The sequence below is a fragment of the Peptoniphilus catoniae genome (assembly GCF_901447155.2).
Lineage (GTDB): Bacteria > Bacillota > Clostridia > Tissierellales > Peptoniphilaceae > Peptoniphilus_E > Peptoniphilus_E catoniae.
This window is the reverse complement of the sequence record NZ_LR588420.1, coordinates 33,265-48,835: the sequence shown is the minus strand read 5'-3', so window position 1 is coordinate 48,835 and position 15,571 is coordinate 33,265. Positions and strand designations below refer to the sequence as shown.

Below are 15,571 nucleotides of genomic sequence, written 5' to 3'. Positions count from 1 at the left end.
CAAGAGTAAAAAGAAATAAAAAATAAAATTGACGATACAGAAGAAAGACTAAGGCAACTAAAAAATCAAGAAAAAAAGATATTAAAACAAGACATAGTGAAAAGAAGAAAAGAAAGAACTCATAGGCTAATAACAAGAGGAGCAATCTTAGAAAGTCTTATAGAAAATGCAGAAGAACTAACAGATGAAAAAATAAAAATCCTACCAGAAGAAGCAACAAAGACAAAAGAATTTAAAGAAACACTTAGAGTAATGAGAAAAAATGTAAAAATATTAGTATAGATATTATGTAATGACAAAATTAAAAAAAGGTAACAAAAAAATATGAAAAGTATTGACATTCAAACGAAATTATGTTAACTATAGTTAACCAAAGAAAAGTGATATAATGGAAAATAGAATCGAGAAATACCGTAAACCTTTAGGTTTATCGCAACATAGACTTGGGAAAAAGTAGGTATATCAAGGACGAGTATAAACAAAATAGAAACTGGGAAAACAATTCCGAGTCTTAAAACTGCTAACGATATAGCAAATGCTTTAGGGGTTTGTATGTATCAGATTTTTGATTTGGATGGAGAAGAAACATATAAATGTCATAGTCGTAATTGTTGTTAGGAATTATATGACTATATTTAGTAAAATGGGGGTGGTGTTAATGAATTACAAAAATCCTCAGAGGTATAGGAACGGTGATGGTTTTGCTTAAAATCGTGTTTATCGATTAAATTGTAGGAGGTTAATATGAATTATGCTAAGCGTATTGTTTATGCAGTTTTGATTGGGATCTTCTGTTTAGGAATTGTCGGGTGCTCTGGTTGTAGTAATCATGACATCAGGTACAACAAAGAACAGCTTGAAACAATGAAAGCTGAAGATTTGTTTAAGGTATTTAAGGAAAATGGTTTAAAAGTAGATAGCCATTTGAAAGAAGTACTTACAGAAAAAGAATTGGCAAAGTATGTTAAAGAAGATTTTGATCTCCTTATCCAAGGATCAACTTCAAGAAGTGATGAAGGGTATGCGAAACTTGCAAAGGAGATAAAGGAAATTTATGAAAAAATTATTAATCAATAATTTTTTATATATAACAAATTTTGGAGTATTATCAGTCGGTTCTGGTAAGACTGTTACTGTAGGGACTTGGGGAAATAAAGACGAACATACAGGGTTATGGTATAATCTTGAGGGGTATTTCCAAAATAGTTCCAATGCATACGATAATGCTGTATCATTTAGGGTAGATTTATCTTCTAACTTATTGAGTACAGTTTCACAAAATATAAAGAATAATGATTCATGGACTGTGTGATCAAATTGTTCAACGTTTGCAACAAAAGTATGGAATTCAGTTTGTTCTACAACAGTTAGTGCAGGTGTGCCAAATACTCCAACAGCTACAATGCAAAGTATAAAATCTTATAGCAATTTGTATTCTACTGGGGTAGGTATTCCATATTTTGAGACCGTATATTATGGAAATCCCCCTGTAGCAAGTTCAGTTTATTAAGGAGGAGGATGCTATATGAAGTTAAAAGTTGTAGCAAAAGTTTTCGGTTCTTTAATTCCTGCTATGATCGGGACATATTTGTTAGTTAAAGATTATATAGCAGCGGCAAATCATCCTGAATGGAGTGTTTCGCCAATGGTAATGTGAATGAAATTTGGCGTATGTTTGATTGTTAGTATCATCCTGCTTCTTGTCGTTTTTAGACAAAATTAGCGGTTTTAGCCGAAGGTAGTGCAATAGTTTTATTGGCGGTTTTGACATATTTAGATGCGGGCTTGACAGCGGGTGAAGCTGCTACCGCGGCAGGTGCAGCCATTGTTGAAGTTACTGCATTAAACCTTGCAATAGATAATTGTCAGAGAGTTTGGAGGCTTTATGTTGCGTAAATGTAGATTAGAAAAGTTCAGAAATACGCTATTGATAATAGCTATATTTACGACGTTTTTGTGCTCATTGTACTTCTTTCTTAGCATAAGAAATTATCCGATAGCAATTTGTTTTATTATTGCGTTTGTTCTTTTGATGATGTTAAGTATTTCCCAACAATGAAACCTATTGGAGAAGAAAAGGAAGAAAGAGAAAGCCGTCAAGAATCCTTTAAAGAAGAGGCTGTTCAAAAGCTTGACCTTTCCAAGGTAAAGGTTGAACCTCTATTTGAAGACTTTGTAGACTTTGATACTTTTTCAAAATCAGATTTTAGAGTTGTAAAAGTTAAATCTTGTGAGGAAGTGCCTAAGTCTAAAAAATTGTTGAAGTTTACCTTAGATGACGGCTCAGGAGAAGACAGAATAATTTTATCAGGTATAAAGAATTTCTACAGTGCAGAGGAGCTTGTTGGAAAAACTTTAGTTGCAATAACAAATTTACCACCGAGAAAAATGATGGGGATTAAATCCTGTGGAATGCTTCTATCAGCAATATGCGAATATAATGGAGAAGAGCTTCTAAACCTAATAATATTGGATAGCAATATTCCAGCGGGATCAAAATTATATTAAAAATAGTTATTAAAAGTAAACTGAGGCTGATTTAAGTTAACCTCAGTTTTTTATTTTAAGACCTAATCCTTTAAGTCTTATAAGCAAAATTTGAAATCAAAGGGTGACTGAAAAATTTAGGTAAATTTATATTGACAATATTTTTAAAGTAACATATAATAAACAAAGCGGTTCAGAAAACGACCGTCTAGAATGGAGAAATACTCAAGAGGCTGAAGAGGCTCCCCTGCTAAGGGAGTAGGGCTCATTTTAGGGTCGCGAGGGTTCAAATCCCTCTTTCTCCGCCAAAATGGTGAGGGCCTTTAGCTCAGTTGGTTAGAGCGCCCGGCTCATAACCGGTAGGTCTGGGGTTCAAGTCCCTGAAGGCCCACCATTACTATGAAGCTATCTTAAGGATAGCTTTTTTGCCCAGATAGCTCAGTCGGTAGAGCAGAGGACTGAAAATCCTCGTGTCGCTGGTTCGATTCCGGCTCTGGGCACCATAAAGAACTTACTTTTGTGGGTTCTTTTTTTATTGGAAAATAGGAAATTTATGCTCATTTTCATAGGGTGAGTTATAAAATATGCTAGAGTATGTAAAATAAAAATTATTTATACTATAAAATTTAAAGATGATAATGCTTTATGAAATTCTTTGACAATTCAAAATATTATAAATTTTTTATAAAATAAAAAGCCACTATTATAGTGGCTTTTGTTATTTATATTCACTTATATCTTCGACAGTTTCTAAAGTACCGATGTAGTTTCCATTATCATAAATTGCTAGATACTTGACTAAAATGTCCCTGTCTTTAATTTTTCTACATACTACTAGACGGTCGCGTTTTTTATTTTTAAAATCTTCTAGTAAGTTCTTTACAATAGGAACTACTTTTGGTGGATGGCATGAAGTAACATCTCTTCCGAGGCAAGATTTTGGTCTTGGGAAAATTTTGTTTTCACCCTCAGAATAGTATCTAACTATGTCATCTTTGTCTATAAATGTTAGTTCCGCATCGATGGTTCTAAAAATTTGAATTGCTTCTTTAGCTGTCAAAGATCCAGTTTCAAAATTTAAACTTGTAGAATTTTCGTTTTTTATTTTTTCTTTTTCTATATAGTCCTTCCATATTGGAATATCGCCAGGAAGATCAAGTCCGTATTCGCTTAGGTCAGCATAAATTTTATTCCACTCATCTTCTGTAAGGTGGTCTTTTAAGATAGGAAATAGGATGTTTTCTTCTTTATAGATCATTTCTTCAACTCTATTTAAAACTTGTTCTAAATCTTTTTCATCATAGCTTTTAGATTTTACAATTTGTGAAAGGGATTTTCTTATTTCATCATCTACTCCCCACATAACATCGCTAGGACCACTTATTTTATATTTTGTTTTTAAAAGTGGATAGATAAGTCCAGCCTTTTTGCCGTAGTGAGAATTTATGGCTAGGAGTTTTTTTATTTCTGGCAACTTATCTTGGCTATTTTTTATATTTTCAACTAGTTTTTTTATTTCTTTATTTTCTAAAGATAAAATATTTAAGGGATGACCAGGCACTTTTTCAAAGTCCTTGCCACTTTGGTCAATAATATCTTGGTCATGAAATAGGGCAGAATGGATATCACAAAGCTTTTGGACTTTTTCAAGTGGAACACCACCAAGTATAAGGGATTGTTCTGCTTCCACAATTTCTTTGGAGGAAACATCCTTAAAGTTTTTTACAAAGTCTTTTCTTACCTCTTCAAGATCTTGCCCCAGACTAAGTCTTTGTATATAAGATTTTAATAGTTCGAGTCTATCATCCTTATTTTTTTCTTTCTTTTCGCTCAAGTTTTCTTCTGAAATATTCTCTTCTTCATTAGAGTTTATTCCTGAGTTAAGGACTTCAAAACCTTCGTCTTCTAATTTTTTTATAATCTTTCCCAAATCTATATTTTTTATAAGAGAACCTTTTTTTAAAGTTACCACTTTTCCGACTGTGGAAAGGGCAATTGGATTTACTATTTCAGTAAAGCCTAAATCCTTTAAAATATTTTTAAGTTCTGGATATTCTTCAACTAAATTTGCAACAGGTAAGTCTAAATTTATTTTTTTCATAGTAACCCCCTAATCTAATTGATATTAGACATCATTTACCGGGCATTAAAATATAAAAATAAATAAAAATTTTATTTTTTTATCATATTAAGAAGATCTATACATACAAAAAAGACTGTAGAAAATATTCCACAGTCTTTTTATCAATATTTTAAAATTTAAAAGATCAATAATTTAATCTCATTCGCTGGCATAGTTATCAAAGTAGCCTTGAATATAAACTACAGGAGTACCCTTATCACCTGAGCCTGATGTAAGGTCTGATAAGGAACCTAACAGGTCGGTAATTCTTCTTGGGGTAGTACCTAGACTTGCTTGCTGGTCTTTCATATCTTTAGATGAAATTTTTTCCTTTAAGATGTTTTCAGCTTCTTTAGTGTCAAGGTTAGCAAGCTCAGTATCTGCAATGTATTTGATTTTAAGCTCGTGAGGTGTACCTACAAGTCCCTTTGTGTGAGCGGGGGATACTACAGGATCAGCAAGCTCCCAAATTTGTCCTACGGGATCTTTAAAGGCTCCGTCGCCGTAAATCATTACCTCTACTTGCTTACCTGAATATTCTATAAGGTTTTTTTGTAGAGCTTCCACAAAGCTGTCTCCATCTCTTGGGAAAAGCTTAACGTAATTTTCTCCAGCCATGTTGCTTCCCAAAACTCCGAACTCTTCATTATAACCGGATCCGTCAACTGATTTTGTTAAAAGGTCATCTAATCCATAAACCAAGTTTGCTCCTGCATCCTTAAGTTCCATTTCTACGAATTTTCTTGTGTGAACTGAGCATACCATTACATCCTTTGTATAGTTAAGAATAGTTGTAGGATCATTTGAAAAATGAACTTCGCAGTTAGGAGATATTTCCTTGTATAGCTTTACGTAATCTATTCCTGTGAATCTATGTTTAACTTCTTCTCCAAATATTCTTCTGTAGTCGGATTCTTCCATAACATCTGAATATGGATTTATTTTATTCTTATATAAAAGGCTTCTGTCCATTAGATGATTTCCGACTTCATCAGATGGGTAGGACAAAAGTAAATGAAGTTTTTTGCCTGTTAGAGCAAAAGCTTTAAGTATAATTGAAAACCTGTTTCTACTAAGTATTGGAAATACCAATCCTATGTCACCTTTAAATTTTGCTTTTATGTCTTCCGCGATTTGTTCAATAGTTGCATAATTGCCTTGGGCTCTTGCTACAAGGGATTCAGTAACAGCTATTACATCCTTGTCACGCATTTTTATGTTTTCAGATTCCAAAGCACTAATAACTGATTGAGTAACAATTTCTACAAGATTGTCACCTTTTTTTACAATGGGAGTTCTAATACCTCTAACTACAGTACCAAAATATCTTTGCATTAATTTCCTCCTAATTTACATAGTCCATTTTCACTTAAAAAGTAATCCAAGGTTTGATCCTCGGTATCATGGACTACAGCTTCCACTAATTGTTTATTAAAACCTATTCCCATTTTAACGGGACTAGAGTTTAAACTTGCAAAAAACTTGTCATAAAAACCTCCACCATAGCCAATTCTATAGCCTGACCTGTCAAAGGCAAGTCCAGGTGTTACGACTAAGTCTATAATGTTAGGGTCAACAAGGTTATAATCCTCTTTATCCGGTTCCAAAATTCCCATATAACTTTCTTTTAAAACATCAAAGGAAGAGAGCTTTGAAACTTCAAGAAGCTTTGTTTGCCTATTTACTATAGGTACGTACATATTTTTATTTTCCTTAAGGGCATACTTAATAATTTTATGAGTATCCACCTCTTTTTTGTAGCTGACGAAGATAAAAATATTTTTGCTGTTTTTATATAGGTCTGATTTAATGAACTCATTAAAAATACCTTCATTAGCTTTTTTCATGTATTGGTCTTTAAGGCTGTCTCTATTTTTAAGCATTAAAGATCTGAACTCTTTTTTATCCATGCAATCACTCCGCTGCTTATTATACTATATTATGTCTTTTCCTAACAGAAAAACTTTAAAAAAATCTTGAAAATACTTTAATAGGGAAACTTTTCATTAAAATGGGAATTTCAAGAGACTTTTACTTAAAGGCTTGTATTTTGTAACTATTTTGTAATATAATATGAATCTGAGTAGAAAGGAAAATTATGATAGAGTTTGAAAATGTATTTAAAGAATATGGAAACAAGGTTATAGCTCTTTCCAATATTAATCTTAAAATCCCTAAGGGAGATTTTGTTTTTTTAGTGGGTCCCAGCGGTGCAGGTAAGTCCACTATGATTAAGCTTCTAATTAGGGAGGAACAAGTTACAAGAGGTAGAATCCTCTTAAATGACACAGATATTACTAAAATTAGAAAGACAAGAATACCTAAACTTAGAAGAGATGTTTCCGTTGTATTTCAAGATTACAGATTACTTGATAAAAAAACAGTTTTTGAAAATATAGCCTATGCCCTTGAAATTCAGGGAGAGAGTAAATCCACTATTAAGAGATCTGTGGCTTATGCTTTGGATCTGGTAAATTTATCTCATAAGGAAGCCTGTTATCCCCATGAGCTTTCAGGGGGAGAAAAGCAAAGGGTTTCTATAGCCAGGGCAATAGTAAATAGAGCCCCTGTTCTTGTATGTGATGAGCCTACAGGAAATTTGGATCAGGAAACTGCTTGGGAAATTATGAAAGCCCTTACTAAGATAAATGAAGAGGGGACGACTATAATTATGGCAACTCATGCCGTTGAAATAGTAAATAAGATACAAAGACACGTTGTGAGTTTATCAAATGGCCAAATTGTAAGCAATGTTGAAAGGGGTGGATACTATGAAGATATTTAGGCAATCCGTAAATGTTTTAAAGGAGAGCATAAAGGGGATCTTCAGAAATTCAGCCATGTCCCTAGCTTCAATAATATCCATTGCTGCTATGCTTACCTTGTTCGGATTTGTATTTATATTGATTCTTGGAATTAATTCTACAGTATATAGACTTGGTAATGAGTTGGACAAGGTAGTTGTTTATCTGGAAGATAATGTATCAGCTGATGATGTTAATAATTTAATGGTTATGATAAGTGGCGATGAGAGAGTAAAGGAAGTTAAATATACTTCCAAGGAAGAGGCTCTTGAAGATTTCAAAAAAAGCTTCGGGGACAGATCTGATATTTTAGCTTCAGTTGAAAAGGATATTATGCCTGCCTCTTTAGTAATAAGCTTGAAGGATCTTTCCTATTCATCACAGGTCGCAAGTATGTTTAAGGATAATAGTGCAGTTTTTAAGGTTAAATACCATTATGATTTAGTTAATAAAATGATTAACCTTGAAAGGGGAGTAAAGTATGTAGGCTACGCCATAGTTGCAGTGTTATTTTTTGTTTCTATACTTATAATTCATAACACAGTTAAAATAGGAGTTTCCAACAGACAAAGGGAAATTAATATAATGAAGTATGTAGGAGCCACTAATGGCTATATAAGAGGACCCTTTTTAATAGAGGGGATAATCTTTGGGGTTATCGGGGCTTTAATAGCCTTTATAATAGTATATAATATCTATAATTTCTGTCATGGAAGAGTTGGAGAAGAAATCAAAAACTATGGAATAAATATTTTAGATCCCAAAAGTATTTTTGACAATTTGTCTTTTATATTTTTATCCATAGGAGTAGGAGTGGGATATATAGGCTCCCTACTTTCGACAAGCAGATTTTTAGATGTTTGAGGTGTTGTATGAAGAATAAATTCATTATTTTTTCTCTTGTGGGTGCTCTTTTAATTCCCACTGTTACAAGTGCCGGAAGTCAACAATTAGAAAAGCAAAAACAAGAGAAAATTAAACAAAAGGACAAGGCATCTCAAGAGATGCAGTTAAAAAAAGAAGAAATAAAAAAGATTCAAAGCAATGTGGATCAAGTTAATTCCGAAATTGATGTTCTTGACCAAAAAATAGGCGGTTTAACCACAAGTATTTCTACTCTTGAAGGTCAAATTAATGAACTTAGGGGAGAAATAGATAGGGTTCAAGAGGAGCTTATAGAGGCTCAAAAAAATCTTGATGAAAAAAAGGAAGTCTTTCAGGAAAGAGTAAGAGCCATGTACATGGAGGGCAAGGCTTCTTATTTGGAAGTAGTCCTTAATTCAAAAAGCATGGAAGAGCTTATTAGAAATAATGAAATAATAGTTTCCATATCAAAATCCGACAAGGAACTGGTAGATTACATAACTGAGCAAGTGGATATAATTGAGTCTAATAAGGCAAAGCTTGAATCGGATAAAAATGACCTTGACATAGCCAAGTCCAGTCTTGAAATTGAAAGGGCTCAGTATGCTAAGGTAAGTGACCAAAAGCGTATTTATATGGAATCTTTAGTTTCAGATAAGGCTGCCTATGAAGCTGAATATGAAAAGGCACAGGCAAACTGGAAAAATCTTGACAGTGAAATTTTAAGACTTCAGAAGGAAATCAAAGAGGCCCAAATAAATGAATCCTCTAAGGGAGGAAATATTTCATCAAAGCCCAGATCCAGTGGAAATTTACCTTGGCCGGTTCCGGGACATACAAGTATATCCTCCTACTATGGCAACAGATTTCACCCTATTCTTAAAACATATAAGTTTCATTCAGGAGTCGACATACCTGCACCGGCAGGCACTCCTGTAGTTGCGGTTAAGTCTGGTGTAGTTATTATGGCTAGATCCATGAGTGGTTATGGAAATGTAGTTATGGTTGATCATGGAGATATAGTTACGGTCTATGCTCACAACAGTTCCTTAAAGGTATCTGTAGGTCAAAAGGTAAATGCAGGAGATGTTGTATCTCTTGTAGGTTCAACAGGTCTTTCAACAGGCCCCCACCTTCACTTTGAAGTGAGAGTAGGCGGAAAAACTGTAGATCCTTTAAATTATATTTAAAAACAATACGCATCGGTTGAGGTGCGTTTTTTGTTATTTATCTCGTATTTTAGAGAATATTTTAAAGAGATTTATTTCTATGGTATAATAGATGGACTAAAAATAATTATTAAGATAAAGAGGTAACTATGAAAAAAAAGATACTTGTCATATTAGGAGTTTTAGCAATTGTTGTAGGAACTAACCTATTTACCGCTGCATCATTAATTTATGGATATAGCAATTCAAACTCAGCGGGTAATGTAAAAATTAAATATTTGGAAGATTTTATTAAACAAAATTACCTATACGATGTAAAAGACGAAGACTTTGAAGTCGGAAAGCTTAAAGGACTTGTAGCTTCTCTTAATGACCCTTATTCAGAATATTACACTAAGGAAGAATATAAAGAGCTTATGGAGTTTACTAAGGGCAAGTTTTTCGGTATAGGAGTTGTGATAACCAAGGGTGAAGATAATTTAATTACTGTTATTTCACCTATAAAAGGCTCTCCGGCAGATAAGGCCGGAATAAAAGCTCAGGATAAAATTATTAAGGTTAATGGTGAAGAGTACTCTGCAGATAAAATTAATGAAGCTACCAAAGTTATGAAAGGCGATAAGGGCACCGAGGTGGAGGTTACTATTTATAGACCGGCTACAGGGGAAACTAAAAACATTAAACTTAAAAGAGATGAGATAAGTGTTGAAACTGTTATTAAGGGAAAGCTTGATAACGGAAATCTTGGCTATATAGGAATAACGGAGTTTGATGAAAATACAGCCAATGATTTTAACAAGGCTCTTGATGATTTGTTAAAGGATAATGTTAAGGGTCTGGTTCTTGACCTTAGAGGAAACCCGGGAGGTATAGTGGAATCTGCTTCAGCTATAGCTGACAGACTATTGCCTGAGGGAATGATAGTTTATGCTGAGGATAAAAATAAAAACAGGGTCTTTGAATTTAAGTCTGATGATGAAAAGTTGTCAATACCTTTGACTGTTTTAGTAAATGAAGGCTCAGCATCAGCTTCTGAAATATTGGCAGGCGCTGTAAGAGACTATAAGGCAGGTACAATAATAGGCAAAAAGACCTTTGGCAAGGGTATAGTGCAAACAGCCAGAATGTTCCCCGGAGGAGACGGAATTAAACTTACAACCTCACAATACTTCACACCTAATGGAGAAAATATTCACAAAAAAGGAATCAAACCTGATATAGAGGTGGATCTTCCTGAAGATGTAAAGGGAATAGGCCTTGATTACCTTAAGGAGGATAAGCAATTACAAAAAGCTATTGAAGTCTTGAAGAAAAACTTATAAATTATTTACAATGTATTTTATAATAATGTGCAGACTGTAAAAGAGGAAATTATAATTTCCTCTTTTTTATTTTAGGTAAAAAATATAAAGATAAGGTAAAATATATTTGAGGTGATACTATGAGAAAAAAGGGATTTATATATACAGTTTTTTCAGCAATAATATTTTCTCTTATGCCTCTTATGACTAAGAGAGTTTATTCCTTAGGTCTTAACTCTACAGAGGCTATTTTCTACAGAATGTTTTTATCCTTGCTGCCTATACTTTTAATAAATATATTTTATTACAAAATAGACATGAAATTATCTTTTGAAGAATTTTTAGGTTTGGTTTTTTGTGGTGCCTGTTTTGGAGCATCCGGAGCCTGTATCTTTAAATCCTATACTTATATAAATTCAGGTACAGCTACTGCAATCTACTTTTTATATCCTATATTGGTTTTTGTAGGGGAATGCTTTGCTAATAAAAGAAAGCCGTCAAGATTTGAATTTTTTGCTCTAATAGGAGCCTTAACAGGTCTCGTTCTTTCTTCCGATTTTAAGGAGGTTAATAATTTTAAAGGAGTCCTCTATGCCTTTATGGGGGCCTTGGCCTTTGCTAAGTATGCCATTGAAATGGGTAAGGATCATTTATCCAAGGTTAATAACCTAAAGGTCCTTTTTTATGTAAATCTCTTTGCTTCCTTTTTTCTCTTTTTGTATATAAATATTTCATGGGGAAAGATTTACTTGGATTTTAATCCCGGTAATTTCTTCTTACTTTTTCTTTATTCCTTTGCTATTACTCTTGGAGCAGCTTACTATTATCAAAAAGGTCTTAGACTTATAGGACCAACAGATTCTTCTATGATTATGACCTTGGAAATTCTTATGGTAACCTTAATAGGCATGATTTTTTTAAAGGAACAGTTTAGTCTAATGCAAATATTTTCTTCTATTTTAATTTTTGTATCCTGTCTTACCATAGTGTGGTTGGGAGGCAAAAGATAGTACATACAAGTGTCTTGTCAGTAAAAGCTATTTTTGTTATAATGTTTAAAACTTTAAGAAAGGTGACGGATTTGAATATTAATAAACTAAAAAAAGAAAAAAATGCAGTTATACTTGCTCACTACTATGTAGATGGGGAAGTTCAAAAAATAGCTGATTATGTGGGAGATTCATTTTATCTTGCAAGAAAGGCAACGGAGATAAAAGCTGACAAGGTTATTATGGCAGGGGTTTATTTTATGGGAGAGAGTGTAAAAATTCTAAATCCTGATAAAAAAGTCTATATGGTAGACTTGGAAGCCGACTGTCCCATGGCTCACATGATAAGCGTTAAAGAAATAGAAGAAATGAGAAAAAAGTATGATGACCTGGCAGTAGTTTGCTATATAAACTCAACAGCTGAAATAAAAGCTCATTCAGATCTTTGCTGCACATCATCAAATGCAGTTAAAATAGTTGGAAAGCTAAAAGAAAAAAATATTTTCTTTATACCGGATAAAAATTTAGGTGGGAATATAGCAAAGGCTTTGCCTGAAAAAAATATAATATTAAATCAAGGCTATTGTCCTGTTCACAATAACATAGACGCTCAAAAGGTAAGGAATATGAAAAAGTCTTACCCTAATGCTAAAGTCCTCGCTCATCCTGAGTGTAGATCTGAAGTAGTTGAGATTGCTGACTATGTTGGAAGCACATCAGGAATAATTGGAGAAATTGAAAAAAATCCTAAAGCCCAATATATAGTAGTTACTGAAGAGGGAATAGGTTCAGAAATTAAAAACAGATGTCCGGATGCTGAAATACATTTTCCGGAAGCTATGATTTGCAGGGATATGAAATTAATTACTCCTGAAAAAGTAGAAGAGTTACTGGAAAAGGAAATTAACGAAATACAAGTTGATGAAAAAATTACTGAGGCTGCAAAAATTCCTCTAAAAAGAATGCTTGAGCTGGGAAGTGCAAAGTGAAAACAGATATTGTAGTAGTGGGATCAGGAGTAGCGGGTCTAATTTTTTCCCTATCTATAAAGGATAGAGAGGTGATCCTAATAACTAAGAAAAAATTGGAGGACAGTGACTCTTATTTGGCTCAAGGAGGCATATGTGTAAAAAGGGACCAAAATGACAGAGAAGATTTTATAGAAGACACAATGAAAGCCGGCCACTATAAAAACAAAAGAGAATCCGTAGAAGTTATGGTTGACGAATCAAGATCGGCAATAGAAAGCTTAATAAGCTATGGAGTAAAATTTGAAGAAAAGGATGGGGAACTTCTCTATACAAAAGAGGGAGGTCATAGTAAAAATAGAATTCTTTATTGCGGGGATCACACAGGAGCTTCAATTATGGAGGCCTTAATAGAGGAAGTAAAAAAAAGATCCAATATAAGGGTAATAGAAGAATGTAAAATGACTGATCTTATAGTAAGTGATAACAGGTGCTTTGGAATTCTTGTGAATAAAGACTCTGAAGAATTTGAAATTCGAGCATCCTATACCATTTTAGCTACAGGGGGAGTAGGAGGGCTATATAAGCACTCAACTAACTACCCTCACATAAGTGGAGATGGACTTGCAATGGCTCTAAAATACAAGATTAAGTTAAAAGACATGAATTATGTTCAAATTCACCCAACAGCCTTTTATGAGAAAGAGGCAGGAAGAAGATTTTTGATTTCAGAATCTGTAAGAGGTGAAGGTGCAGAGCTTTTAAATAAAGAAGAAGAAAGATTTGTAGACGAGCTTAAACCCAGAGACATAGTTTCAAAGGCCATGTTAAAAGAAATGGAAAAGGATAATAGAGACTATGAGTGGATAAATATGAAACCTATTCCACTAAAAATAAAGGAAAGATTTCCAAAAATATATGGCTATCTGAAGGAAAAGGGAATAGATCCTAACAAGAATTATGTGCCTGTAGTACCTGCCCAGCATTATATGATGGGAGGTATAGAGGTGGATTTAAATGGTCTTACATCTATGGATAGGCTTCTTGCAGCAGGAGAGGTTGCCTGTACAGGAGTTCATGGAGCAAACAGACTTGCAAGCAATTCTCTTTTAGAGTCTGTTGTATTTGCTAAAAGAGCTGCAAAATATATAAATGAAAATTACGAGGAAGCCTCCGACTTGGAGACTGTAGAGCCTGTAGAAGATAAAAAAGATTACAAGCTTCTTTTAAATAAAATGATAAAAAATGGAGGATAAATGCCAAAAGAAAAATCCAACAGAAAAGAAGAAATATTAAAAATATTAAAGGACTCAAAGAGCCCTGTATCAGGAAGTGAGCTTGCTGAACTAACAGGAGTTTCAAGACAAGTTATAGTACAAGATATAGCTCTTTTAAAGGCTGAAGGGAAGAATATTTATTCTACAAATAGAGGTTACCTTCTTAAAGAGGATAAATATCTGAAAAGACAGGTTAAGGTTGTCCACGAAGATGATGAAATAGAAAAAGAACTTAATGCAATAGTAGATTTAGGCGTTGGAATAAGGGATGTCTTTATAAATCATAGGGTTTATGGCAAAATTGTCGTTGATATGAATATTTTTTCAAGAAGAGATGTGGCAAAGTTTATTGAAAGGATAAATTCTGGCATAAGCAGTCCCTTAAAAAACCTGACTAAAAATTACCACTATCATACCTTAGTGGCAAGGGATGAAGAGAGTCTTGATGAAGCTGAAAGAGTGTTGAAGGAAATGGGCTACCTCTTGGAAAGTAAAAAAATAAATTAAATATTTCTATAATTTTTAAAAGTATATAAAAATAGGCTTCCCTTGAGGAAACCTATTTTTTATTCTATAGATGATATTGAAATATAAAGCTTATTGTGCTTTAAGCTCTTTAATCTTTTCTGTAAGCTGAGGAACTATTTCAAATAAATCCCCCACTATGCAGTAGTGGGCTTCTTTAAATATAGCTGCATTAGGGTCATTGTTAATTGCAACTATCATACCTGAATCTCTCATGCCTTGTATATGTTGAGCAGCTCCTGATATGCCTATAGCTATATAAAGTCTTGGACTTACTTTAAGTCCGCTCATTCCAACAAAGCTGTCTTGAGGTATCCAAAGCTGATCTGCCAAAGGTTTTGATCCGGATACTGCAGCTCCCATTACCTCAGCTAAGTCCTTAATAATTTTTATATTTTTAGGCTCTTTAAGTCCCAAGCCTCCTGCTACTATTATGGAAGCACTTGATACCTCAGGATCTGAATTATGTTTTTTAATAAATCCCAAAATTTCGATCATAATGTCTTCATTAGTTACAGGAGAAGAATATTCTATTATTTCGCCCTTTCTATCAGGGTCAAACTCAGGCATTTTAAAGGTGCTGGGTCCTATAGTTCCTATTTTAGGAGAAGAAGTTATTCTAATGTCTGAAAAAAGTTGACCGTCAAAGGTGGGTCTTGTCCAGGTAAGGTCGCGTTCTTCTTTTAAGACTTTAACCTCTATGCAATCAGCTACAAGACCTATGGATCTTCTGGCTGATATTCTTCCGCCAAGGTCACGTCCATTTTGAGTTGCAGGTATTAAAACTCCAAAGGGTTTAAATTCATCTATAACCTTGTCTAAAACTTTTGTATATGGCAGAGTGGTATAATTTGACAAGCGTGGGTCTTCTACCTTTATAACCTTGTCTGCTCCGTAGCCTATAGCCTCTTTGGCAGCCTTATTAAGGTCTTTGCCGCAAATTAGAGCAAGAACATTTTCCTTAAGGTCATTTGCAAGCTCACGTCCCTTGCCTATAGCTTCAATTGATGGATTTGTAAGAGAGCCTTCTTCCAAGGCACATACGACTAAAATATCTTTTTCCAT

The 15,571-nt window shown here is 33.8% G+C and carries 18 protein-coding genes and 3 tRNA genes; 17 read left to right on the top strand and 4 right to left on the bottom strand.

The genetic code is table 11. The features are described from left to right. Positions 1-15: 15 nt before the first annotated feature. From PEPCATONIAE_RS08410 to PEPCATONIAE_RS08370, 9 genes are all read left to right on the top strand, one after another. The gene (locus PEPCATONIAE_RS08410) at positions 16-282 is read left to right on the top strand and encodes a DUF3847 domain-containing protein (RefSeq protein ID WP_428842303.1); all 267 of its coding nucleotides are present in this window, start codon (positions 16-18) and stop codon (positions 280-282) included. 177 nt (positions 283-459) lie between these two features. Further along, positions 460-618, top strand: coding sequence for a helix-turn-helix transcriptional regulator (locus tag PEPCATONIAE_RS08680; protein ID WP_346265081.1), 159 nt, complete (start codon positions 460-462; stop codon positions 616-618). A gap of 126 nt (positions 619-744) precedes the next feature. Continuing rightward, positions 745-1,077 carry a hypothetical protein gene (locus PEPCATONIAE_RS08400; RefSeq protein ID WP_138160694.1) on the top strand — a complete coding sequence of 111 codons (333 nt, stop codon included), beginning with the start codon at positions 745-747 and terminating at the stop codon, positions 1,075-1,077. Then, complete coding sequence (locus PEPCATONIAE_RS08395) at positions 1,055-1,312, top strand: hypothetical protein (RefSeq protein WP_138160693.1); 258 nt, start codon at positions 1,055-1,057, stop codon at positions 1,310-1,312. Before PEPCATONIAE_RS08400 ends, PEPCATONIAE_RS08395 begins: the two co-directional genes overlap by 23 nt. Before the next feature lie 213 nt (positions 1,313-1,525). Continuing rightward, entirely contained in the window at positions 1,526-1,657 is a 132-nt protein-coding gene (locus tag PEPCATONIAE_RS08710) for a hypothetical protein (RefSeq protein WP_282957753.1), read from the top strand. A gap of 398 nt (positions 1,658-2,055) precedes the next feature. Further along, the gene (locus tag PEPCATONIAE_RS08385; protein ID WP_138160692.1) at positions 2,056-2,508 is read left to right on the top strand and encodes a methionine--tRNA ligase; all 453 of its coding nucleotides are present in this window, start codon (positions 2,056-2,058) and stop codon (positions 2,506-2,508) included. A gap of 194 nt (positions 2,509-2,702) precedes the next feature. Then, positions 2,703-2,795 (top strand) — tRNA-Ser (locus tag PEPCATONIAE_RS08380). 9 nt (positions 2,796-2,804) lie between these two features. Further along, positions 2,805-2,881 (top strand) — tRNA-Ile (locus PEPCATONIAE_RS08375). Between the two features lie 33 nt (positions 2,882-2,914). Further along, positions 2,915-2,990, top strand: a tRNA-Phe gene (locus PEPCATONIAE_RS08370). A gap of 215 nt (positions 2,991-3,205) precedes the next feature. Here the strand turns inward: PEPCATONIAE_RS08370 and PEPCATONIAE_RS08365 are convergent. The 3 genes from PEPCATONIAE_RS08365 to PEPCATONIAE_RS08355 all read right to left on the bottom strand — a co-directional run bounded on the left by PEPCATONIAE_RS08365 (position 3,206) and on the right by PEPCATONIAE_RS08355 (position 6,519). After that, the gene (locus PEPCATONIAE_RS08365) at positions 3,206-4,588 is read right to left on the bottom strand and encodes a DUF438 domain-containing protein (RefSeq protein WP_138160691.1); all 1,383 of its coding nucleotides are present in this window, start codon (positions 4,586-4,588) and stop codon (positions 3,206-3,208) included. A 180-nt stretch (positions 4,589-4,768) separates the two neighbouring features. Further along, positions 4,769-5,944, bottom strand: a complete 1,176-nt coding sequence (locus PEPCATONIAE_RS08360) for a coenzyme F420-0:L-glutamate ligase (RefSeq protein WP_138160690.1) — start codon at positions 5,942-5,944, stop codon at positions 4,769-4,771. Next, positions 5,944-6,519, bottom strand: coding sequence for a 5-formyltetrahydrofolate cyclo-ligase (locus PEPCATONIAE_RS08355; protein WP_138160689.1), 576 nt, complete (start codon positions 6,517-6,519; stop codon positions 5,944-5,946). The genes PEPCATONIAE_RS08360 and PEPCATONIAE_RS08355 overlap by 1 nt, the downstream gene beginning before the upstream one ends. A 188-nt stretch (positions 6,520-6,707) precedes the next feature. Between PEPCATONIAE_RS08355 and ftsE the strand changes: the two genes are divergently transcribed. The 8 genes from ftsE to PEPCATONIAE_RS08315 all read left to right on the top strand — a co-directional run bounded on the left by ftsE (position 6,708) and on the right by PEPCATONIAE_RS08315 (position 14,488). After that, complete coding sequence (ftsE, locus tag PEPCATONIAE_RS08350; RefSeq protein WP_138160688.1) at positions 6,708-7,394, top strand: cell division ATP-binding protein FtsE; 687 nt, start codon at positions 6,708-6,710, stop codon at positions 7,392-7,394. Next, positions 7,381-8,277 (top strand): permease-like cell division protein FtsX, encoded by an 897-nt coding sequence (gene ftsX / locus PEPCATONIAE_RS08345; protein ID WP_138160687.1) that lies wholly within the window; start codon positions 7,381-7,383, stop codon positions 8,275-8,277. Before ftsE ends, ftsX begins: the two co-directional genes overlap by 14 nt. Positions 8,278-8,285: 8 nt before the next feature. Beyond that, on the top strand, positions 8,286-9,467 hold the full coding sequence (locus PEPCATONIAE_RS08340; RefSeq protein ID WP_138160686.1) for a murein hydrolase activator EnvC family protein: 1,182 nt from the start codon (positions 8,286-8,288) through the stop codon (positions 9,465-9,467). 128 nt (positions 9,468-9,595) lie between these two features. After that, positions 9,596-10,768: a S41 family peptidase gene (locus PEPCATONIAE_RS08335; RefSeq protein WP_138160685.1), complete on the top strand. Its 1,173-nt coding sequence runs from the start codon at positions 9,596-9,598 to the stop codon at positions 10,766-10,768. A gap of 119 nt (positions 10,769-10,887) precedes the next feature. Then, positions 10,888-11,757 carry a DMT family transporter gene (locus PEPCATONIAE_RS08330; protein ID WP_138160684.1) on the top strand — a complete coding sequence of 290 codons (870 nt, stop codon included), beginning with the start codon at positions 10,888-10,890 and terminating at the stop codon, positions 11,755-11,757. A 71-nt stretch (positions 11,758-11,828) separates the two neighbouring features. After that, positions 11,829-12,725 (top strand): quinolinate synthase NadA, encoded by an 897-nt coding sequence (gene nadA, locus PEPCATONIAE_RS08325; protein ID WP_246060464.1) that lies wholly within the window; start codon positions 11,829-11,831, stop codon positions 12,723-12,725. After that, on the top strand, positions 12,722-13,960 hold the full coding sequence (locus PEPCATONIAE_RS08320; RefSeq protein WP_138160682.1) for an L-aspartate oxidase: 1,239 nt from the start codon (positions 12,722-12,724) through the stop codon (positions 13,958-13,960). The genes nadA and PEPCATONIAE_RS08320 overlap by 4 nt, the downstream gene beginning before the upstream one ends. Further along, complete coding sequence (locus tag PEPCATONIAE_RS08315) at positions 13,961-14,488, top strand: transcription repressor NadR (RefSeq protein WP_138160681.1); 528 nt, start codon at positions 13,961-13,963, stop codon at positions 14,486-14,488. Positions 14,489-14,578: 90 nt separating this feature from the next. Here PEPCATONIAE_RS08315 and PEPCATONIAE_RS08310 read toward each other — a convergent pair whose 3' ends face one another. Further along, entirely contained in the window at positions 14,579-15,571 is a 993-nt protein-coding gene (locus tag PEPCATONIAE_RS08310) for an electron transfer flavoprotein subunit alpha/FixB family protein (RefSeq protein WP_138160680.1), read from the bottom strand.